At 32.6% G+C, this 22770-nt stretch carries 22 protein-coding genes; 18 read left to right on the forward strand and 4 right to left on the reverse strand.

Features of this window, described 5'->3' with window-relative positions; all coding sequences use genetic code 11:
* Positions 1 to 37: 37 nt before the first annotated feature.
* From ACVC08_RS02855 to sufD, 11 genes are all read left to right on the forward strand, one after another.
* A complete protein-coding gene (locus tag ACVC08_RS02855; protein WP_452600926.1) occupies positions 38 to 1537 on the forward strand; it encodes a choice-of-anchor B family protein in 1500 nt (499 codons plus the stop codon).
* A 182-nt stretch (positions 1538 to 1719) separates the two neighbouring features.
* Positions 1720 to 3216, forward strand: coding sequence for a choice-of-anchor B family protein (locus ACVC08_RS02860; protein ID WP_452596619.1), 1497 nt, complete (start codon positions 1720 to 1722; stop codon positions 3214 to 3216).
* Positions 3217 to 3227: 11 nt separating this feature from the next.
* Positions 3228 to 4547 (forward strand): choice-of-anchor B family protein, encoded by a 1320-nt coding sequence (locus tag ACVC08_RS02865; RefSeq protein WP_452596620.1) that lies wholly within the window; start codon positions 3228 to 3230, stop codon positions 4545 to 4547.
* A gap of 8 nt (positions 4548 to 4555) precedes the next feature.
* The gene (locus ACVC08_RS02870) at positions 4556 to 5902 is read left to right on the forward strand and encodes a hypothetical protein (RefSeq protein ID WP_452596621.1); all 1347 of its coding nucleotides are present in this window, start codon (positions 4556 to 4558) and stop codon (positions 5900 to 5902) included.
* 9 nt (positions 5903 to 5911) lie between these two features.
* Positions 5912 to 6694, forward strand: coding sequence for an MbnP family protein (locus ACVC08_RS02875; RefSeq protein WP_452600927.1), 783 nt, complete (start codon positions 5912 to 5914; stop codon positions 6692 to 6694).
* Between the two features lie 2 nt (positions 6695 to 6696).
* A complete protein-coding gene (locus ACVC08_RS02880; RefSeq protein WP_452596623.1) occupies positions 6697 to 7773 on the forward strand; it encodes a cytochrome-c peroxidase in 1077 nt (358 codons plus the stop codon).
* Positions 7774 to 7884: 111 nt separating this feature from the next.
* Positions 7885 to 8214 (forward strand): HesB/IscA family protein, encoded by a 330-nt coding sequence (locus tag ACVC08_RS02885; RefSeq protein ID WP_452596624.1) that lies wholly within the window; start codon positions 7885 to 7887, stop codon positions 8212 to 8214.
* A gap of 87 nt (positions 8215 to 8301) precedes the next feature.
* Complete coding sequence (gene sufB / locus ACVC08_RS02890) at positions 8302 to 9750, forward strand: Fe-S cluster assembly protein SufB (RefSeq protein ID WP_452596625.1); 1449 nt, start codon at positions 8302 to 8304, stop codon at positions 9748 to 9750.
* A 63-nt stretch (positions 9751 to 9813) separates the two neighbouring features.
* On the forward strand, positions 9814 to 10233 hold the full coding sequence (locus ACVC08_RS02895; RefSeq protein ID WP_452596626.1) for a hypothetical protein: 420 nt from the start codon (positions 9814 to 9816) through the stop codon (positions 10231 to 10233).
* Between the two features lie 4 nt (positions 10234 to 10237).
* Positions 10238 to 10990 (forward strand): Fe-S cluster assembly ATPase SufC, encoded by a 753-nt coding sequence (sufC, locus tag ACVC08_RS02900; protein ID WP_452596627.1) that lies wholly within the window; start codon positions 10238 to 10240, stop codon positions 10988 to 10990.
* Between the two features lie 56 nt (positions 10991 to 11046).
* A complete protein-coding gene (gene sufD / locus ACVC08_RS02905) occupies positions 11047 to 12360 on the forward strand; it encodes a Fe-S cluster assembly protein SufD (RefSeq protein WP_452596628.1) in 1314 nt (437 codons plus the stop codon).
* 30 nt (positions 12361 to 12390) lie between these two features.
* Here sufD and ACVC08_RS02910 read toward each other — a convergent pair whose 3' ends face one another.
* Positions 12391 to 14049: a serine hydrolase domain-containing protein gene (locus ACVC08_RS02910; protein WP_452600928.1), complete on the reverse strand. Its 1659-nt coding sequence runs from the start codon at positions 14047 to 14049 to the stop codon at positions 12391 to 12393.
* Positions 14043 to 14216 carry a hypothetical protein gene (locus ACVC08_RS02915; RefSeq protein ID WP_452596630.1) on the reverse strand — a complete coding sequence of 58 codons (174 nt, stop codon included), beginning with the start codon at positions 14214 to 14216 and terminating at the stop codon, positions 14043 to 14045. The genes ACVC08_RS02910 and ACVC08_RS02915 overlap by 7 nt, the downstream gene beginning before the upstream one ends.
* Before the next feature lie 189 nt (positions 14217 to 14405).
* Between ACVC08_RS02915 and ACVC08_RS02920 the strand changes: the two genes are divergently transcribed.
* The 7 genes from ACVC08_RS02920 to ACVC08_RS02950 all read left to right on the forward strand — a co-directional run bounded on the left by ACVC08_RS02920 (position 14406) and on the right by ACVC08_RS02950 (position 19779).
* On the forward strand, positions 14406 to 15620 hold the full coding sequence (locus tag ACVC08_RS02920) for an aminotransferase class V-fold PLP-dependent enzyme (RefSeq protein ID WP_452596631.1): 1215 nt from the start codon (positions 14406 to 14408) through the stop codon (positions 15618 to 15620).
* A gap of 150 nt (positions 15621 to 15770) precedes the next feature.
* Positions 15771 to 16847 carry a M43 family zinc metalloprotease gene (locus tag ACVC08_RS02925; RefSeq protein WP_452600929.1) on the forward strand — a complete coding sequence of 359 codons (1077 nt, stop codon included), beginning with the start codon at positions 15771 to 15773 and terminating at the stop codon, positions 16845 to 16847.
* An 89-nt stretch (positions 16848 to 16936) separates the two neighbouring features.
* Positions 16937 to 17428: a hypothetical protein gene (locus tag ACVC08_RS02930; protein WP_452600930.1), complete on the forward strand. Its 492-nt coding sequence runs from the start codon at positions 16937 to 16939 to the stop codon at positions 17426 to 17428.
* Positions 17429 to 17477: 49 nt separating this feature from the next.
* Positions 17478 to 17903, forward strand: coding sequence for a SufE family protein (locus ACVC08_RS02935; RefSeq protein WP_452600931.1), 426 nt, complete (start codon positions 17478 to 17480; stop codon positions 17901 to 17903).
* 42 nt (positions 17904 to 17945) lie between these two features.
* Positions 17946 to 18275, forward strand: a complete 330-nt coding sequence (locus tag ACVC08_RS02940) for a DUF59 domain-containing protein (RefSeq protein WP_452599570.1) — start codon at positions 17946 to 17948, stop codon at positions 18273 to 18275.
* A 6-nt stretch (positions 18276 to 18281) separates the two neighbouring features.
* The gene (locus ACVC08_RS02945) at positions 18282 to 18788 is read left to right on the forward strand and encodes a DUF2480 family protein (protein ID WP_452600932.1); all 507 of its coding nucleotides are present in this window, start codon (positions 18282 to 18284) and stop codon (positions 18786 to 18788) included.
* 103 nt (positions 18789 to 18891) lie between these two features.
* The gene (locus tag ACVC08_RS02950; protein WP_452600933.1) at positions 18892 to 19779 is read left to right on the forward strand and encodes a DUF3078 domain-containing protein; all 888 of its coding nucleotides are present in this window, start codon (positions 18892 to 18894) and stop codon (positions 19777 to 19779) included.
* A 645-nt stretch (positions 19780 to 20424) separates the two neighbouring features.
* Here the strand turns inward: ACVC08_RS02950 and ACVC08_RS02955 are convergent.
* Together ACVC08_RS02955 and ACVC08_RS02960 are read right to left on the reverse strand one after the other, a co-directional pair.
* Positions 20425 to 22341 (reverse strand): OmpA family protein, encoded by a 1917-nt coding sequence (locus ACVC08_RS02955; RefSeq protein WP_452600934.1) that lies wholly within the window; start codon positions 22339 to 22341, stop codon positions 20425 to 20427.
* Between the two features lie 29 nt (positions 22342 to 22370).
* Positions 22371 to 22770 (reverse strand): type IX secretion system membrane protein PorP/SprF (locus ACVC08_RS02960; RefSeq protein WP_452600935.1); only part of this gene is annotated, 400 nt, incomplete at its 5' end.

Below are 22770 nucleotides of genomic sequence, written 5' to 3' on the forward strand. Positions count from 1 at the left end.
TACTCCCTATTTAATTTCAGCTAAAAAACTTAATCCTATGACAAAAAAGTACCTTATTATTACTACCGTTTGTATTTTACTAAACTCACTTTATGCTCAAACAATTTGCGACCCAAATACAGGTATGGCAGGTATATACCCCTGTAATAATTACGATTTCTTATCTAGAGTTCCTGTTTCCACATTAGCTACTACTGCGGGGAACCCAGAAGGTAGTGACATTTGGGGATGGACAGATCCTCTAGACGGTAAAGAATATGCTATTGTAGCTATGAGCAATAGTACAGCTTTTGTAGATGTATCTAATCCTGTAAATCCTATTTTTTTAGGAAGAATTGAAACTGCAGCTGGGAATAATTTTTGGAGAGATGTTAAGGTTTATAATAACTTTGCTTTTATTGTTGCAGATGGCGTGGGGCCACATGGTATGCAGGTGTTCGATTTAACAATACTTAGAAATGGTATTGATCCTGATTTAACTTACGATGGCGCTCAGGTTTTAAAGTATATAGGGGATGGAGAAATTGGAGATATTATTATTGGAAGTTGTCACAATATAGTTATTAATGAAACGGAAGCTGTTGCCTATTTAGTTGGTTGTAATTCTGCAAATGGAGGCGGCCCTATTTTTATAGATATATCAGACCCAAACAATCCAACAACTTTAGGTGACTACACTAATGGCGGTTATTCTCATGATGCACAAGTAATTACTTACAACGGCCCTGATACAGACCATACAGGCAAACAAATATACATTGGTAGTAATGGAAACTCTAACAAAGTTGTTATTTTAGATGTTACAGATAAAAACAATATTATAGCTATAAACGAGTTCTCGTATCCACAAATAAGTTATGCTCATCAAGGCTGGTTTACAGACGATCAACGTTATTTTATTTTAGGAGATGAAGGAGACGAGTTAGACTTTGGTGTATCTACAAAAACTATAGTCTTTGATTTTAATGATTTAGATGCCGATTTTACCGATCAAGCATTAATAAATGTATATACAGGTCCTACAGGAGCCATAGATCATAACGGTTATGTTAAAGGAAATGAGTTCTTTTTAGCAAATTATAGTGCAGGGTTGAGAGTGTTAGACGTTTCAACATTGGTGTCTCCCACAAATACAAATGCAGAAATTGGGTACTTTGACACTTACACAAATAATAATAGTGCTAGTTTTCATGGAGCCTGGAGTGTTTACCCATATTTTACAAGTGGAAATATAATTATAAGTGATATTGAGAGTGGTTTAATTATAGTAAGAAAAAGTAATAGTTTAACCACTCCTGAGTTTGAAAGCACAAATTTTACTCTATCTCCTAATCCTACCACTGCTTCAACTTTAATAAAAGCTCCAAAAAATAAAACAATAGACACTGTTTCTGTGTACAACATTTTGGGTCAAAATGTTTACACAAAAAATAATATTAATGCCAATAAATTTTACTTACCAATGGCATCGTACTCTAAAGGAATTTATTTAGTAAAAATAAACAATACGACTTCTAAAAAACTAGTATTAAAGTAAAAGTAGGGTAATCTTAATGTAAATTGTTATTATTCTAGTCTAGTTAACCTTAATTCTCTAGCTAAATTTTTACTTAAAAATTAAAATAAGACATTTTTAAACAGTAGTTTAACGTTTAAAGTGTGCATTTTATCGCTTTTTGTTATACTTTGCGTATCTTATTTTACTCAAAACCAATACAGATGATTAAAAGTTACCCCTTTACTATTATTTTTTGCTTTTTATTTCAAGCAATTTTTGCCCAAACACCTTGTAATACAACTACAGGAATGGCTGGAATTTACCCATGTAATGATTACGATTTTATGTCTAGAATACCCGTATCCACACTAGCTACTACATCAGGAAATCCAGAAGGTAGTGATATTTGGGGTTGGACAGATCCTTTAGATGGTAAAGAATATGCTATAATAGCAATGACTAATAGTACCGCTTTTGTAGATGTAACAGACCCAGTAAATCCTGTTTTTTTAGGAAGAATAGAATCGGCAGCAGGAAATAATTTTTGGAGAGATGTTAAGGTTTATAATAACCATGCATTTATAGTAGCCGATAACGTTGGCGCACATGGAATGCAAGTTTTTGATTTAACAATTTTAAGAAATGGAGTAGATCCAGATTTAACTTACGATGGCGCTCAAGTGCTTAAATATACAGGAGATCCAGGAGATGTTACCATTGGAAGTTGTCACAATATAGTAATTAACGAAAGTGAAGGAATTGCTTATTTAGTAGGTTGTGTATCTGCTAATGGTGGAGGCCCAATTTTTGTAGACATAACTAATCCTGCAAGCCCAGATACTGTTGGTAACTATACTGCTGGAGGTTATACTCATGATGCTCAAGTAATAACATATAATGGACCAGATTCTGATTACACAGGAAAGCAAATTTTTATAGGAAGTAATGGTAACTCTAACAAAGTAGTAATATTAGACGTAACAGATAAAAACAATATAATATCAATAAATCAGTTTTCTTATCCACAAATAAGCTATGCACACCAAGGGTGGTTTACAGACGATCAACGTTATTTTATTTTAGGAGATGAAGGTGATGAGCAAAGTTTTGGAGTACAAACAAAAACTGTAATTTTCGATTTTAATGATTTAGATGCCGATTTTTCTAATACATCATTAATTAAAACATACACTGGCCCAACAAATGCTATAGACCACAATGGTTATGTTAAAGGCAATAAATTTTATTTAGCAAATTATAGTGCTGGATTAAGAGTATTAGATGTACCAACTTTAGTATCATCTAACAACACAAATTCTGAAATAGGACACTTTGATACTTATACAAGTAGTAATAGTGCAAGTTTTCATGGAGCATGGAGTGTTTATCCTTATTTTGCAAGTGGAAATATAATTATAAGTGATATTGAAAGTGGTTTAATTATTGTTAGGCAAAGTAATACTTTAAGCACTAATGAATTTGAAGACCCAAAAGCATTTTCTTTATCACCAAACCCAACAACCTCTGTAGCTACAATTAAATCGCCATCAGGGAAACAAATTAAAAGTGTATCTATTTATAACATATTGGGTCAAAATGTCTATTCAAAAAACAATATTAATAAGGACACATTCGTTTTACCTACAACAGATTACTCTAAAGGGATATACCTTATTAAAATAAATAATACTATCACTAAAAAATTAGTGTTGAAATAAAATTTATAAACATGAAATACTCCAGTACCGTTCTACAACTATCAAGAGTACTCTTTTGTACTACGCTTCTATTGTCTACAGCCTTAAGTTGCTCAGACGAACCGACAGATATAGTAATTGAAACTCCAAATGGAGGTAATAATGGAAATGGAGGTAACGGGGGAAATAACGGAGGGAACACTATTGTCCCTTTGCACCCATGCGAGAACGGTATGGCTGGACCATACCCTTGTAATGATTATGATTTGCTTGGCACTGTTAGTGCTGAAGTATTAGGAGGAGACCCTGACACAGAAGGAAGTGATATATGGGGATGGACAGACCCTAGTAATGGTAATGAATATGCATTAGTAGGTTTAACTAATGCAACAGCATTTGTTAATGTAACAGACCCAACAAACCCAGTGTTTTTAGGACGATTAAACACTTCAGCTGGAACTAATTTTTGGAGAGATGTTAAAGTTTATAATAATCATGCCTTTATTGTTGCAGATGGCGTAGGACCACATGGCATGCAAGTATTCGATCTTACTCGTCTAAGAAATGTAGCTAATGCACCAGAAACATTTACTGCAGATGCTATTTATACAGGAGTTGGAAGTTGCCATAATATTGTTATTAATGAAAGCGAAGCAGTAGCATATCTTGTTGGCTGTAATTCTACTAATGGAGGTGGGCCGATTTTTATAGATATTTCAAACCCTACTAATCCAACATTATTAGGAGACTATACTGCTGGAGGTTACTCTCATGATGCCCAAGTTGTAACATACAATGGACCAGACACAGAACATGCTGGAAAACAAATATATGTAGGTAGTAATGGTAATACAGATAAAGTTGTAGTACTAGACGTAACAGATAAAACAAATGTTATTGCTATTAGCGAGTTTACATACCCACAAACAGCTTATGCACACCAAGGGTGGTTTACAGAAGATCATCGTTACTTTATACTAGGAGACGAATTAGATGAACAAGGTTTCGGATTCAATACCAAAACATTAGTATTCGATTTTAGTGATTTAGACAACCCTACAGCTTCTTCTACATATTTAGGGCCTACTGCCGCTATAGATCACAACGGCTATGTTAAAGGAAACAAATACTTTTTATCTAACTATAGAGCAGGAATGCGAGTACTAGATATAACAAATATAGGCGCAGCAACCAACTCAATGACAGAAATAGGCTACTTTGATACTTTCCCTTCTAGTGATAGTGCTAGTTTTAATGGTGTATGGAGTCTATACCCATACTTTGCTAGCGGAAATATTATTTTAGGAGACATAGAAGGAGGCTTATTTATTGTTAGACAAAGTGGTACATAAAAAATAATATGAATTTAAAAAAATACATACCCATAATTGCTGTTTTATTATTGTTTAGTTGTTCTAAAGATGATAGCCCTGGCAATGTTAACCCTACCCCTTCTCCAGAAGCAACCGGAGAGATAGAGTTTGTAAAAACTTATGGAGGTTCTAAAAATGAAAGTGCCAGATCTGTAATTAATACAACAGATGGTGGTTATGCCGTTTTAGGTTACACACAAAGCATGGATGGAGATGTTACAGATAAACAAAATATAAGTTACGACTATTGGGTTTTAAAGTTTAATGCTGCAAGCCAATTGCAATGGAACAAGACTTATGGAGGAACAGATGACGATAGAGGAAATGAAATAATACAAACTCAAGATGGCGGTTATGCTATTTTAGGATACAGTTTTAGTAACGACGAAGATGTTTCAGTAAATGAAGGCGCTCAAGATTATTGGATAGCAAAATTAGATGCCTCAGGTAATATAACTTGGCAAAAATCTTTTGGATTTTCTGGATCAGATACTGGTACAGCCTTAACACAATCGTCAGATGGTGGCTATTTAATAACAGGTGTATTAGATGTCACAGCATCTGGTGGCCAAGGTAACACTAAAACCAATGCTACATTACATGCAGGAGGAGATTACTGGGCGATTAAATTAAATGCTACAGGAGAATTACAATGGAGTAAATATTTTGGAGGTAATTTTACAGATACACCAGAAGGTGTTGTAGAAACAGCAGATAATGGATTTATTATTGCTGGACGATCAGACAGTCAAGATACCGATATTACAGGAAACAAAGGAACTTACGATTTCTGGGTTATTAAAATCTCTTCAGAAGGCGCTCTAGTTTGGGAAAAATCTTTTGGTGGTTCAGAAATAGATGAAGCCAGAGGCATTACTAAATCTGGAGACGGCAATTACCTAATTGCTGGAGATACTAGAAGTACAGATACCGATGTTTCTAACAACAATGGAGCGGCAGACTTGTGGTTAATTAAAATTTCGCCAGCAGGTGAATTATTATGGGAAAAAACCATAGGAGGTACAAGTTTCGATGTGGCACGATCTATTACTAGAACACAAGACAACGGTTTCTTACTCTCAGGAAGCTCTCGTAGTGATAATGGAGACGTAACAACAAATCAAGGTCAAAATGATGCTTGGGCTATAAAAGTTAGTAGCACTGGAGAATTACAATGGCAAAAAACTATAGGTGGTACCGAAATAGATTTCGCCTATGGTATTACCGAATTAAATGATAAAACAGTTGTTCTTGTTGGTGAGACTTCTAGTAACAATGCCGATATAACAGAAAACAAAGGTTTTACAGACCTATTACTCGTAAAAATTAAATAAAAATTGAAAATGAAAAAAATATTTATTTTGTTAATAGCTGCGGCTATTAGCTTTACTTCATGTGGTGAAGATAATGATGATAACATTAAAGCATCTGCAAAAACAAGTCTTAGATTCTCTCATAATTGGGACGGAACCTCTATTACTAATGCAGATTTTGAAAACACAGAATACACTAATGCTAATGGCGAAGTCTTAACCATTACAAGATTACGCTACCTAATTTCTAATGTAACATTTACCAAAACAAATGGAGAAAAAATTGTAATAAATGGGCATAATTTAATTGATGTTACCAATAATAATAATAATAGATTAACATACAATCTTGATACAAATATTCCAACAGGAACATATACTAATGTATCTTTTACATTTGGATTTAACAACGAAGACAATGCTGAAAATTATACAGACTTGAACAGTGAAAACTTTAACGTACCTGCTATGATGGGAGGAGGTTACCATTATATGCAGTTTGATGGGAAATTTACAAACGCTTCTAATACCGAACAAGGATTTAATTATCATGTAATTAGAGCTGTAGATAACCCTGGTATGAATCCTACATTCCCGCAGGACACTTTTTTTAACGTAGATCTTGGTGCAGTATCTATAACAAATGATGCAACAATAGAAGTAAAAGCAAATTTAGCAGAATGGTTTAAAAACCCTAACACATGGGATTTAAATGTATTAAACCAAATGTTAATGCCAAATTCTGCAGCACAAATAATGATGAATGCTAATGGAAAAAATGGTGTGTTTACTTTAGGAGAAATCACTCAATAAAAATGAAAAAATACGGATTACATATTGTTTATTTAACTTTCCTCATCTTAGTATCATCATGCTCAGATGAGGAAAGTCAATTAAATCAAGGGTACGAACCTACGCCTTTAGCGTTAGACATTCCTCCTTTATTTGAGCAAAATATAATCCCTCCAGTTATTCCTAGTAATAACCCACAAACAGTAGAAGGTGTTGCTTTAGGTAAAAAGCTATTTTACGATAACATACTCTCTGGAGACCAAACACAAGCATGTGCAACATGTCATGCTCCACAAAATGCTTTTACAGACAACACAGCATTTAGCGAAGGTATAGATGGTAATTTGGGTACACGTAACTCTATGCCTTTATTTAATCTAGCTTGGAATTATAATGAACGTTTTGCTTGGGATGGTAAAGAACTAAGTTTAGAAAGACAAGCCCTAGAACCCGTTCAAAACCCTATAGAAATGCATAGTGACTGGGATAATGTCGTAGATAGACTATCTGCCGACTCAGAATATCCAGAACTATTTAGAAAAGCGTTTAACACCACAACAATTACAAAAGAATTAACAGCCAAAGCCCTTGCACAATTTGAACGCACACTAATCTCTTCAAATTCAAAATTCGATAAATATCTACTTGGCCAAGCCACATTAACACCAGAGGAGTTAAATGGGCTAGACGTTTTTATGCAAGAATCTAAAGGAGATTGTTTTCATTGTCATGGAAGCCCTAATAATCCATTATGGACAGATAATATTTTTCATAATAACGGCTTAGATGCTACATTTACAGATCTTGGTCTTGGTGGCGTTACAGGAGACCCTACAGACAATGGTAAATTTAAATCGCCTTCTATACGTAACCTTGCCTATACTGCTCCTTATATGCATGACGGACGCTTTAACACGCTAGAAGAAGTTATAAACCATTATAGCGAAGGCTTACAAAATTCTCCAACCATAGATCCTTTAATGAAAAAAGTAGACCAAGGAGGCGTTCAACTATCTGCTCAAGATAAAGCCGATTTAAAAGCTTTTTTATTAACACTCTCCGATCCTTCTTTCCTAACAAACCCAGACTTTACTAACTAATAGGTTTTTGTTATAAAACCATTTATTAATATAATGTCATGTTATATGGTTAAAAGCGACTGATGTTGTATATTTGCACACTATTTAGATCAATTCTATAACTAAAAATTTATGATAAAGGTTTCTGAAACAGCTAAAAAGAAAGTCATTGAGTTAATGACTGATGATGGCTATAATGCTACTACAGACTACGTACGCGTGGGTGTTAAGAGTGGTGGTTGTTCTGGTTTATCTTACGATTTAAAGTTTGATAGAGTACAGGAAGAAGGCGATAAAGTTTTTGAAGATAATGGTGTAAAAATTATAGTCGATAAAAAAAGCTTTTTATACTTAATAGGAACTACCTTAGAGTATTCTGGTGGATTAAATGGAACTGGGTTTGTTTTTAATAACCCTAACGCAAACCGAACTTGTGGTTGTGGAGAAAGTTTCTCTTTATAATTAAATAATTAAAAATTTGAAAAAGAACGAAAATCATTAACACTATATATAGTAATTACGTTTTTCAATCTTTCAATTCATAAATAAATGAGCAAATATACCGAAGACGATTTAAGGGAAGAATTAAAAACCAAAGAGTACGAATATGGTTTTTATACAGATATAGAATCTGAAACCTTTCCTATTGGTTTAAACGAAGATATTGTTCGTGCCATTTCTAAAAAGAAAGACGAACCAGAGTGGATGACAGAATGGAGACTAGAAGCCTTTAAAATTTGGAAAACCATGGAAGAGCCTGAATGGGCTAATGTACATTACGAAAAACCAAATTTTCAGGCTATTTCATATTATTCGGCACCAAATAGTAAGCCTAAATATGATAGTATTGATGAAGTAGATCCAGAGTTATTAGCAACTTTCGAAAAACTAGGCATATCTCTAGACGAGCAAAAAAAGTTAGCAGGCGTAGCAATGGATGTTGTTGTAGACTCTGTTTCTGTTGCAACAACTTTTAAAAAGACCTTAGGAGAAAAAGGAATTATTTTCATGAGTATCTCTGAAGCCATTAAAGAGCATCCAGAGTTAGTAAAAAAATATATAGGAACTGTTGTTCCGCAAAAAGATAATTTTTATGCAGCATTAAATTCTGCTGTATTTAGCGATGGTTCTTTTTGTTATATTCCTAAAGGTGTACGTTGCCCTATGGAATTATCTACTTACTTTAGAATTAACCAAGCTGGAACAGGTCAATTTGAAAGAACACTTGTTATAGCAGACGAAGGTAGTTACGTATCCTATCTTGAAGGGTGTACAGCACCAAGTCGTGACGAGAACCAATTACACGCTGCTGTTGTAGAACTAATAGCTTTAGATGATGCAGAAATAAAATATTCTACAGTACAAAACTGGTATCCAGGAAATGCAGAAGGAAAAGGAGGAGTTTACAATTTTGTTACTAAAAGAGGACTTTGCGAAACCAATGCAAAAATTTCTTGGACACAAGTAGAAACAGGAAGTGCTGTAACATGGAAATACCCATCATGTGTATTAAAAGGAGATAACTCTGTTGGAGAATTTTACTCTATAGCAGTTACAAACAACTACCAGCAAGCAGATACAGGTACTAAAATGATTCATTTAGGAAAAAACACTAAATCCACAATCATTTCAAAAGGTATTTCTGCAGGAAAATCTCAAAACTCCTATAGAGGTTTAGTACAAATAAGTTCTAGAGCCGAAAATGCACGTAACTTCTCTCAATGCGATAGTTTATTAATGGGTAACGAATGTGGCGCCCATACTTTCCCATATATAGAAGCCAAAAACAAAACAGCTCAAATAGAACACGAAGCTACAACTAGTAAAATTGGTGAAGATCAAATTTTCTATTGTAACCAACGTGGTATAGATACAGAAAAAGCCATAGCATTAATAGTTAATGGTTTTAGTAAAGAAGTTTTAAATAAATTACCAATGGAATTTGCTGTAGAAGCACAAAAACTATTGGAAATAAGTTTAGAAGGCTCTGTAGGTTAATATAAAAATTAAAAACAATCCGTTTTTTCGGAAGTATAAAACCCTTTAATAGTTATAATAATTATGAAGAAAATTTTCATCTTACTTTTAGGTCTTTCAGTATTTACAAGTTGTAAAAACGATACAAATACAACTGAGGTTACTACAAAAACACCAACAGATTTAACAGAGAAAACAGCAAAGCAAAATGATGGTTTAACATTATTAGCAGGCGAGTTTATATACTATGCAGATGCTGCTGTTTTACAATCTGGAAGCTCTGTATATGGTGTAATTATAGATGATAAAATGCACGAATTATATAACATGGGTAAAGCATTTAGAAAAGAAGCAACAGATGGTGTTGCTGTTCAAGTTCGTGGAAAAATAACACCAATCCCAGAAGGAGAAGAAGGTTGGCCATATAGAATAGAAATTAAAGAAATAGTAAGCGTAAAAGCACTAGATCCAAAAGCAAACGAAGTCATTAAAATAGGACAATAATACGATGTTAAAAATAAACAATCTACACGCTAGTGTTGAAGATAAGTCGATTTTAAAAGGAATTAATCTTGAAGTAAAAGCAGGAGAAGTACATGCCATAATGGGACCAAATGGTTCTGGAAAAAGCACATTAGCTTCTGTTATTGCTGGTAAAGAAGAATACGAAGTAGAAAAAGGTGAAATCATTTTAGAAGGTGAAGATATTAATGAATTAGCAGCAGAAGAGCGTGCTCATAAAGGTATCTTTTTATCATTTCAGTACCCCGTTGAAATACCTGGAGTATCTGTAACTAACTTTATGAAAACATCTATTAACGAAAATCGTAAAGCAAAAGGTTTAGAGGATATGCCTGCAAAGGATATGCTTAAATTAATTCGCGAAAAATCGGAACTATTAGAAATAGACAGAAAGTTTTTATCGCGTTCTTTAAATGAAGGGTTTTCTGGAGGAGAGAAAAAACGTAATGAAATCTTTCAAATGGCTATGCTAGAACCTAAGTTAGCTATTTTAGATGAAACAGACTCAGGTTTAGATATTGATGCCTTACGTATTGTTGCCAATGGTGTAAATAAATTAAAATCTAAAGACAATGCTGTAGTAGTTATTACACACTACCAACGTTTATTAGATTACATAGTGCCAGATTATGTACATGTATTATATAAAGGTAAAATTGTAAAATCTGGTGGTAAAGAATTAGCTCATGAGCTAGAAGAAAAAGGATACGACTGGATAAAGGAAAAAGTAGACGCTTAAAATTAGTTTACAGCTCTTAGTTATTATAGAGTTTTGTAAAACTGAATACTTAAACAATGGATTTAAAAGAAAAATTAGTATCATCCTTTTTAGCTTTCGAAAACCACGTAGATATAGATTCTCCTGTTCATGATATTAGAACAGAAGCTATAAAAACATTCGAAGCTACTGGCTTTCCATCTAAAAAAGAAGAAGCTTGGAAATATACCTCTCTTAAAGGGATTTTAAAGGAAGATTATAGTGTATTTCCTAAACAGGAAGATGCATTAGATTATAAGGATATAAAAAAGTATTTTTTACATGATATAGATACTTATAACATTATTTTTATCGATGGTAAATACTCATCACACTTATCACAAACAACACATGATAAAATGGATGTGTGTTTAATGTCTTCTGCATTAAACAAAGATAAGTACAAAGCGGTTATAGATAAGTATTTTAATAAAATAGCTACCAAAGATAGCTTGACATCTTTAAATACTGCGTTTTCAAGTGAAGGTGCATATATACATATTCCAAAAAGTAAAATTGCAGAAAAGCCAATTCAAATTATACATTTCTCTACTGGAAATGAGTCGGCTTTAATGTTACAACCCCGCAATCTTATTGTTGTAGAAGAAAATGCACAAGTACAGATAATAGAACGCCACCAAAGCTTAACCGATAATCCTGTATTAACAAATAGTGTTACCGAAATTTTTGCTAACAAAAATGCAATTGTAGATTATTACAAAATTCAAAACGATAATAGCCATGCCTCTTTAATTGATAATACATTTATCGATCAAAAAAGCGATAGCCATTGTTTAGTACACACCTTTTCTTTTGGAGGGAAACTAACACGTAATAATCTTAATTTTTACCAAAATGGAGAACATATAGATTCTACCATGAAGGGTATTACTATTATTGGAGATAAACAACACGTAGACCACAACACATTAGTACACCATATAGAACCAAATTGCGAAAGTCATCAAGACTATAAAGGTATTTTTGGAGATAATGCTACTGGCGTTTTTAATGGAAAAGTTGTTGTTGAAAAAGAAGCTCAAAAAACCAATGCTTTTCAAGCTAATAATAATATATTAATTAGCGATAAGGCTACAATTAATACAAAGCCTCAATTAGAGATTTTTGCAGACGATGTAAAATGTTCTCATGGATGTACCATTGGACAGCTAGACGAAAGCGCTATGTTTTACATGCGATCTAGAGGAATCCCTAAAAAAGAAGCTAAAGCACTTTTAATGTATGCTTTTAGCAATAATGTTTTAAGTTCTGTAAAAATTCCAGAATTAAAACAACGCATAAATAAGTTAATTGCCATGAAATTAGGTGTTAATATTGGTTTTGATTTGTAAACAAAACCTCTTATAAAACAAAAAAGGCCGCTATAAGCGGCTTTTTTGTTTTACAAACTCTATATTACTTACTTGCCCATCGCAAGACAAATACATACTAATAACGCTATTATTCTTATCTTTTATAAATTGGTATAATGTTCTATCGTTATTACCAAATTCGTTCAACTTAACTGGAGAAAGAGCAATACCCATATTATTTGTATAAGACAATTTTAGCGTATTACCTTCAATATAAAACCTATAATTAGTCTCTAATTCTTCTGAATAAAAATCACCAGTATACTCATTTAAATTAACAGATGCTGGGTTTACAAATTTTGCTTTTTCAAAATAAAATGGAGTCCCTCCAAAAGATATAACCAGATCATAATTAGAGCGTTTAGAAAAATCATATTTTACAGATTGACTTTGTAGTCTACAAAATTTATCCTTTGCAAAAGGAATAAGTGGTATTGCATTTCTTCCCAAAGAACTCAATGCCTTTAAGGTATCGTTTTCCATAGAAATAGTCATTTTCATATCGCTAATAACCTCTTTGTATTCTCCTATAAATTTTTTAAAAACTGTGGCTTCAACGTTATAGTCAGTCTTTACCTCTTTTTTTTCTTCTAATTTTTCAGGTAACAAAACATCTAAAATCTTATAAGATATTGGTGTAGGATTAATAGATTGTAGATTAGTCATTATAATAACACCTATCCCCTCTTCAGGAATAGTTATAAGTTGAGATTGGCCACCAAAACCATAACCACTATGACTAACTGTTTTATACCCCTTGTAAGTGTCTACCATTACACCTCTGGCATAATTTGCTTCCTCTCCATTAAGTAGTACCTCTGTGGTTTTTAAAAATTGTGAAAGCGATTTAAATGCAGGATTATTTCCATTAAGCATCTGCATCCAAATTGTCATATCAATAACACTAGACCCCATACTTCCAGCACCATAACTCAACTGGTTTGATGTAGAATATATATAACCATCATCTTTATATTTATACCCTATGGCTTTATGCTGTATTGGTTTGCCATGCTCTACACGAACAAACGTTTGATTCATTTTAAGAGGTTTAAGTATATGCTCTTTTAAATAATCATTTAGGTTTTTTTTAGTGATTCGCTCAATTATTATTGTCAAAAGATTATAATGAGTGTTTGAATACACTACCTTCTCTCCCGGTCTATTATTTAAGTTCTTTTGCCTACAAGCTAATTGTAGTACCGTTTCATTATCATAATAAACAGTATCATAATCAAAACCAGACAAATGCATTAATGTGTGGTAACCCCTAATTCCACCGCTATGATTTAACAAATGCTTAATCTTTACTGTCTCACCATAATTAGGAAACTCTGGTAAATATTTTCTAATATCGTCCTCTAAACTAATTTTATTAGCTTGTAATAAGGACCAAATCGCAGATGCTGTAAACTGCTTACTAATAGAAGCTAAAGAAAATACTGTTGAATCTGTATTTTTAATTCCGTAATCTAAATTAGAAACACCATAAGCTTTAGAGTAAATAATACTGTCATCTTTTACCACTCTTATACCTAAACCAGGCTGGTTAGGTTTATTATATGTGTCTAAAATAGCATCTATTCTAGTTTCTATAGTTTGTTGCGCATATAAGTTTGCACTTAATATAGTTATTGCAACTATTAAATACCTTAACATAACTAACATTGCTTATATTTTTGATAGAAGTATGTTGGTATCAATCCAAAGTTTAAAAACAAGAAGCCTATAAATACTATAATACCTCTATAGGGCCAAGTTAAAAACTCAAACATGGCTCCTATACCTAAAATAAAAAAGGTTATAAACCCTAATACATAAAATGATTTCTTCATAATGATTTAATTTATCTGTTCTTTTTTAACAGAACATCAGTTATACATTTTTCAAATATACATTTTATTAAAATGCATTTAAAATAAATATTAAAACATTTTTAAAAGAATAGACAATTCAATATTATAAATAGCATCTTTCTATTTTCATTATGTGTCTTTTTAACAAACAAACCTTAAATTTGTAACATGTTAGACCTTGATAAAATTAGAAAAGACTTTCCCATACTTTCTAGACAAGTAAATGGTAAACCTTTAGTGTATTTTGATAATGCTGCAACATCGCAAACACCACAACAAGTTATCGATGTTATTGTAGATTATTACAGTAACTATAATGCAAATATTCATAGAGGAGTTCATGCTTTAAGCCAAGAGGCAACCGATAAGTATGAACAAGCCAGACAAATTATTAAGGACCATTTTAATGCAAAACATGCTCACGAAATTATATACACATCTGGAACAACACATAGTATTAATTTAGTCGCTAATGGATTTACATCCCTATTAAAAAAAGGAGATGAAATTATTGTATCTGCCTTAGAGCACCATAGTAATATTGTGCCTTGGCAAATGCTTTGCGAACGTACAGGTGCTATTTTAAAAGTTATACCAATGAACCTAAACGGAGAGTTGGAAATGGACAGTTACGATGCATTGCTAAATGAAAACACACAATTAGTCTTTGTAAATCATATTTCTAATGCTTTAGGTATAATTAACCCTATAGAATATATTATAGAAAAAGCACACCAATTTAATGCAGCAGTATTAATAGATGGCGCACAAGCTTGCCCACATATTAAACCCGATATGCAAGCTTTAAATGCAGATTTCTATGTAGCCTCTGCACATAAAATATGCGGCCCTACTGGTGTTGGTATACTCTATGGAAAAGAAGAGTGGCTTAATAAATTACCCCCTTATCAAGGCGGTGGTGAAATGATTGCCGAAGTTACTTTTGAAAAAACTACTTATGCAGGTTTACCTCATAAATTTGAAGCAGGTACACCAAATATATGTGGTGGTATCGCTTTTGGAGCTGCTTTAAACTACATGAATACTATTGGTTTTGAAGCTATATCTAGTTACGAAAACGAGCTTTTAAAATATGGTACAGAAAAACTTTCGGAAATAGAGGGTTTAACAATATATGGTAACTCTAAACAAAAAACCTCTGTTATTTCTTTTAACCTAGAGGGCATACACCCTTACGATGTAGGTACTATTTTAGATAAATTAGGAATAGCTGTGCGTACAGGGCATCATTGTGCGCAACCAATAATGAGTTTCTTTAATATACCAGGAACAGTAAGAGCTTCTTTTGCTTTTTACAATACAAAAGAAGAAATTGATATTTTGGTCTCTGGTGTTAAAAAAGCACAAATGATGCTGTCTTAATTATCATTCTAATAACCTGAAAGACAATACTTACGAATGAACATTCGGTTAATCGGTATCTTTTTATCGATTAAAATATTATGAATTTGTTATTTTTTTTACATTTATTTTATATATTCGTCAACATATTAACCAATTTATAACCAAATTATGAAGAAGCCACTTCTAGCATTAGCCTCTATAGCTATGCTTTTTGCATCATGTAGTGATGACAAAAATGAAATTGCAACCGAAAATCAATCAAAAGTAGACATGTCGGATTTTTATGTTTATACAGATGCAACGTCTGAAGAAGGCGCTAGGCTAGCACTAGGTAAACATGCATGTTATTCTATGGTAAACTTAAACCGTCAATTAAGTGAAAATCCAGGATTAAAGGATAAAATGTACGATATAGAATATCACACACGTGCATTAGCACTAAACCATAAACCAGGAAATGGTGGAGGTAACGGCGGCGGCGGAAACGGCGGCGGTGGCGGCGGAGACACTGATGTATTACCAATAGAAGATGGATTAGGTATTATTAACATTCCTGTTTATGTTCATGTTGTATACAGTAACTCTAACGAGAATATTAGCAATGCACAGATTACGTCTCAAATTAATGTTTTAAACGATGATTTTAGAAAAACAAATAGTGATGCTAGTCAAGTCCCAGCAGAATTTGCAAATGATATTACAGATAGTGAAATAGAATTTACTTTAGCTGGAACATTTAGGCATGCTAACTCTACATCATCATGGGGAACTAATGATGCTGTTAAAGCTGCTTACCCTCCAGTAACACCAAATACACACTTAAATATTTGGGTATGTAACATTGGTGGAGGCATTTTAGGATATGCACAATTTCCAGGAGGACCTTCGTCAACAGACGGTGTTGTAGTAGGGACACAATACTTTGGAACTACAGGATTTGTTTCTGCTCCTTTTGATGGTGGAAGAACTACAACTCACGAAGTTGGTCATTACTTAAACTTACGTCATATATGGGGAGATGGAAGATGTCGTCAAGACGATTTCGTAGCAGACACACCAACATCTGATGCTCCAAACTATGGTTGCCCATCGTACCCAACAGTAAACTGCAAGTCTAACGACATGACAATGAACTATATGGATTATGTTGATGATGCCTGTATGTACATGTTCTCAGATGGACAAAGAAATAGAATGCGTGCTCTTTTTGCTTCTGGTGGAGCAAGAGAAGATTTAGGAAACTAATCACCCTATTTACTTTTAAAAACATATAAAGACGTCAACTTTGGCGTCTTTTTTGTATTATTATAATACAAACAACAAAATTAAAAACCATGAAAATAATTACTTTACTACTTTTTACTGTTATTTTAAATGCTTGTGGAGGTGCAAAAGAGGCTTCTAACTCTGCAGCAGCACAATCCAGTGAAGAGGCACAAAATGAGACACTAATGAAAAATCTACAAAATTTAAATGTTGCTTTAGAATATTCTGCAATTACAAGAGGTAGTTTTTACGAGCTAAAAATGAGTAATAAAAAAGCCACTATTCAAAAAAATAGAAACGATAAGCCTACAGAAAAAACAATTAATGATACAGATTGGAAAGACTTAATGTTACTTGTAGATATTACAGACTTAAAAGGTATGCCTGCTATGGAAGCACCAAGTAAAGCCAGATTTTATGATGGAGCGCCAATAGGAGAGTTTAAAATTATTAAAGATGGAGAAACTTATGCTGTTCCTAATTTTGATGCAGGTAAACCTAACAAAGGCGTTGCAGACCTAATTAACAAAATGTTAGCCATTGTAAAAGATAAAGAGTAGTCTTCGTCGTCATAATTGCTTATTTTTGCAAAAGAAAAATTTAGTATTCATGCAAAGTATACAAGAAATACAAGATGAAATAATAGACGAATTCTCAATGTTTGAAGATTGGGAAGAGCGTTACCAATATATGATAGATTTAGGTAAAGACTTACCTTTAATTGATGCACAATACAAAACAGATAATAATATAATAAAAGGGTGCCAAAGTAAAGTTTGGGTACATGCAGAGTTACAAGACGATAAAGTTGCATTTACAGCAGATAGCGATGCCATAATTACAAAAGGGATAATAGCTATTTTAATTAGAGCATTTTCTAACCAAAACCCTAAAGATATTATTGAAGCCAATACCGATTTTATAGACAAAATAGGCTTAAAAGAGCATTTATCTCCTACTCGTGCTAATGGTTTAGTAAGTATGATAAAACAGCTAAAAATGTATGCTATTGCATACCAAACACAATTAAATTAAAATGCGTTTTTTCACTAAATGTGAAATTAAAATAGGTTAGCCATGAGCGATATAACAACAATAGATACAGCAGAATTAGGAGAAAAAATAGTTAACGTTTTAAAAACTATATACGACCCAGAGATTCCTGTAGACATATATGAATTAGGTTTAATCTACGATGTTTTTGTAAATGAAGATTACGATGTTAAGGTTTTAATGACTTTAACAACTCCTAATTGCCCAGTAGCAGAAACCCTACCTCTAGAGGTTGAAGAAAAAGTAAAGTCTTTAAAAGACGTTAAAGATGCCGAAGTAGAAATTACATTCGATCCGCCATGGACTCAAGATTTAATGAGCGAAGAAGCCAAATTAGAATTAGGAATGTTATAACCACTTATGGCAGAAGAAATAGTAAATAGAGTAGCTAATAGTAAGTTAATGACTTTAGATCTTGAGGACTATTATCCTGAAGGTAAACGTGTAGTTTTTGATATTAAAGATTGGTTATATGAAGGTCTTGTTCTAAGAGAAAAAGAGTTTAGAACTCAAATAAAAACCTATAATTGGGCTCAACATAAAAACCAATATGTTGCTTTAAGCTGTAGTAGTGATGCTATAGTACCCGCATGGGCTTATATGCTTATTACAATTCATTTAGAGCCTTTTGCCACACTCACTGTATTAGGCAACTTAGATAGTTTAGAAACCATTATATACCAAAACATAATAAACGACTTAGACGTTTCTCCTTTTAAAGATAAACCGGTAATAGTAAAAGGTTGCTCTAAAAAACCTGTACCAGACAGCGCTTATATTATGCTTTCCTCTAAATTAAAACCAGTTGCTAAATCTATAATGTATGGAGAGGCATGCTCTTCTGTACCTTTATACAAAAACAAGTAATCGAAAAAAATAGTAGTTTATCGATTACACGTTTACTCTATTTTCGCTATTTATTTATAGCATTATTATTTACCATACTTTTGCAATATCTAATATTTTAAACATGAAAAAAATACTTTTACTATCTGCATTTTTTATTGGAATTTTTTCAATACATGCACAAGATGAAGCTGCAGCAGATGCCCCTAAAGAAGGTTGGACAAGAACCGGAAACATCTCATTTTTATTTAATCAATCATCATTCGAAAACTGGACTGCTGGTGGAATAAATAACATTTCTGGGACTTTAGGTTTAAACTACGATTTTAACTATGTAAATAACAATGGGCTGCTTTGGGATAATAAAATCATTGCTTCTTATGGTATTACTAAAATTAAAGGAGCAGACAAACAAAAAACAGACGATCGTTTAGAGTTTAATTCTTTAGTGGGTAAAAAAGCAAGCGAATTTTGGTTTTATTCTGCATTTTTAAACTTTAAAACGCAAATGGACTCTGGCTTCGATGCAGATACGGGTGTTAAAAATACACACTTTTTCTCTCCTGCATTTTTACAATTTGGTCCAGGTATGTTATGGAAAAAAAGCGATAACTTAAAAGTAAATTTTGCTCCAGCTACGGCTAAAATGATATTTGTACACGATGAGTTTACAGCTGTTCCTGTAGGTGCCGAAAGCGCTTTTAATGAAGCTGGTGGTTACTTTGGTGTAGAAGCGAACAAAACGTTTCGTTTTGAGCTAGGTTTTGCTTTAGGAGCATACTACAAGGTTAAATTAATGGAAAACGTTTCTATGGAAAACATTTTAAACCTATACTCTAATTACTTAGAAGACCCACAAAATGTAGATATAGATTATACTATGAATTTAGTAATGTCTATAAATAAATATTTATCTGCAAATTTAGCTTTTCAAACAATTTATGACGATAATGCTTTTAAAGGTTTCCAAACGAGACAAGTATTTGGTTTAGGTATGAATTACGGATTCTAATAACAATCGTTTATAACGTATACTTAAAAGTAAGTATAGAATATATTTTATATTAATAAAAATAACCCCAGAATTCAATGTGAATTCTGGGGTTATTTATTTAAAATTTTAAGTCTTTAACTATTACATTATACACCTAACTAACTATTAAAGTTACTTAGTCTACTTTAACTGGTTTTTAAGGTGGTTTTATTATAAATTTCAAATATACATTGCCACCTCTTAATTCTATATCCTAAAAAACGAGATTTACTTTAGGCTAGGTTTTCTGGTTAATGAAGGTTTTGGTTTCCTCAACTGTTTCTAATTCTGCAATAATTTCGTAAAGGTTACACATTTTTAGGAATAAATATTTTTAGTTTTTTCATGTCTTTGTTGTAATAGTTTAATAATGCTTTTAGGCATTATTAAGGCCCAGAAATTGAAAAAATAAGTATAGGAAAACAACAAATAAACTAAGGAAATTATACTTTAAATAACAAATTTTAGAGTCTTCTAAATAATAGTTTTAAAAAATATATAGTATTTAGTGAGTAATGTATAAAGGAGCCATAAAATGCTTTAAAAAAGGTTAAGGCATAAAAAACCAGCTTCAAAATAAATTTAAAACTGGCTTCTAGACAATTCGCTGTGTTTATAAAATAATTATTGATTATTTTTTGGACCTCCGCTCATGATTAAAAATTCTGAACGACGATTAGCCTGGTGTTGCTCTTCAGTACAACCAGTACCACAATCTACAGCTAGTTCATTTTCACCTTTTCCAGCTCCAGATATTCTTGTTGTGTCTATTCCTTTAGAAATAATGTATTGTACAGTCGTTTTTGCACGACGATCTGATAGTTTCTCATTATAAGAAGCAGAACCTCTATTATCTGTATGAGATGTAGCATAAATAACCATGTCTGGATATTTATTCATAACCTGTACTAATTTATCTAACTCAAAAGCTGCTTGCGCAGTAATATTAGATTTATCAAACTCAAAGAAAATTGGGTTTAATACAACTTCATCATCTTTAACGATTACTTCAATTGGGTCTAAAGCAACATCTACAGTTACTTCTTCTTCAGACGAACCAGGGATTTCTACTTTTTTACTTTCGTACTCATCCATAGTTACTTCTAACTCCGTTTCGGTTTCACACTCAACAATAAACTCAACAAGTCCTAATGCGTTTGTTGGCTTAGAAGATAATTTATTTCCTTGATTATCGTATAATGTAGCCATTGCTCCCTCTAAAGGTTTTCCTGTTTTATTATCTGTAACATTAGCTGCAATTAAAACATCACAAATAGGTTGTAATTTTTTAACACCATAAATATCGTCTCCTCCTTTTCCACCTTCTCTGTTAGAGGATACAAAACCTTCTCCTGTTTCATCGTTCATAGAAAATGCGAAATCATCTCCATTACTATTTACTGGTATACCTACATTACGTATTGGTGCCATTTTTCCATCTATTTCTTTAGTATGGAATACATCCATTCCTCCAAGACCTAAATGTCCTGTTGAAGAGAAATATAGTGTGTTATCGTCTCCAATAAAAGGAAACATTTCTTGTCCTTCTGTATTTACTTTTTGTCCTAAATTTACAGGTTCTCCAACTTGTCCTCCATTACCTATAGATGCTTTATAGATATCAAAGTTACCGTAACCTCCAGGCATATCTGAAGCAAAATATAATATTTTTCCATCTTTACTTACCGATGGGTTTTTAATAGAATAGTTTCTACTATTCATTGATAATGCTTCTACATTTTTCCATTCGTCTCCACTCTTTTTAGCAACATACATGTGTAATACACTGTACTTTGTGTTAGATAATGAATCTTTCTCATAAATGTTTTCGAAAAAACTTTCTCTTGAAAAATACATTGTTTTTCCGTCTGGTGTAAAAGACACAACACCTTCATGATATTTTGTATTAATATCATTACTTAATAGTTCTTCTCCTTGGTATGTTCCATCTTCTGCTACAGTATACTCATAGATGTCAAGAAAAGGCTGTTCATTCCATCCGTAAGTTTTTCTAGAATCATTTCTAGCAGAAGTTATATATAACTTACCATCTTGTAGGGTTCCTCCAAAATCTGAAGTTGCCGTATTGATATCTAAATTTTGAACATTAAACTTTTTACCTCTTTCTAATATTTTAGGTAAGTAGTTTGGGTTAGCTAAAAAAGCTTGAGCTCTATCATCTCCAGGGCGCATAGATGCAAACTTTTTCATTTGTACATTTGAAGCTTCGTACTTTCCGTTTGCTTTTAACATTTGAGAATACTTATAAGTCATTTCTGCATCACTTGAAGTTTCTAATGCTTTAGCATACCAGCGTTCTGCTTCTACTGTATTAAAGATATTATAGTTAGATTCTGCTAAACGCCCGTAAACATAAGCGTCTCCTTTTCCGTTTTCTATTAATTTGTTATACGCTTCAGCAGCTTCAACAAATTCGAATTTTGCAAAGTACTTATCTGCTTTTTTTGTAGCTTTATTTTGAGCTGTAACTGTAAAGCCACTCAAAATTGCTAATGCCATAAATAATACTATATTTTTCATCTGATAATTTTTATCTTTTCTTTTAACTATTAAAAATAACGTGGTGAACGAGAGACTTTCTTAGGTAAGAAAATATCGAAGTTTATAAATATCTCATGAGACGAGTTTGTAACAACATTTAAGTCTGACTGTATACTATCGTAAGCATAGCCTATTCTTAAATTAGGAGATATCATAAAGTTTATCATACCACTAAATGAGTCTTCTAAACGGTAACCTGCTCCTATTTCTACTACATTGTACATAAATAGGTTTAAGTTAACATCGTAACTTACTGGAGCATCAAAGGCTAACTTTGCTAATGCATGAGGCTTTAACTTAAAGTTTTCTGATAAATCAAAGACATAACCTGCTGCTGCAAAGAAATGCTCTCTCTCAGACCCTATTTTTGTTCCATTTAAGTCTAAATGCACACCATTTAATATATTT

This window comes from Pontimicrobium sp. MEBiC06410, assembly GCF_053601615.1.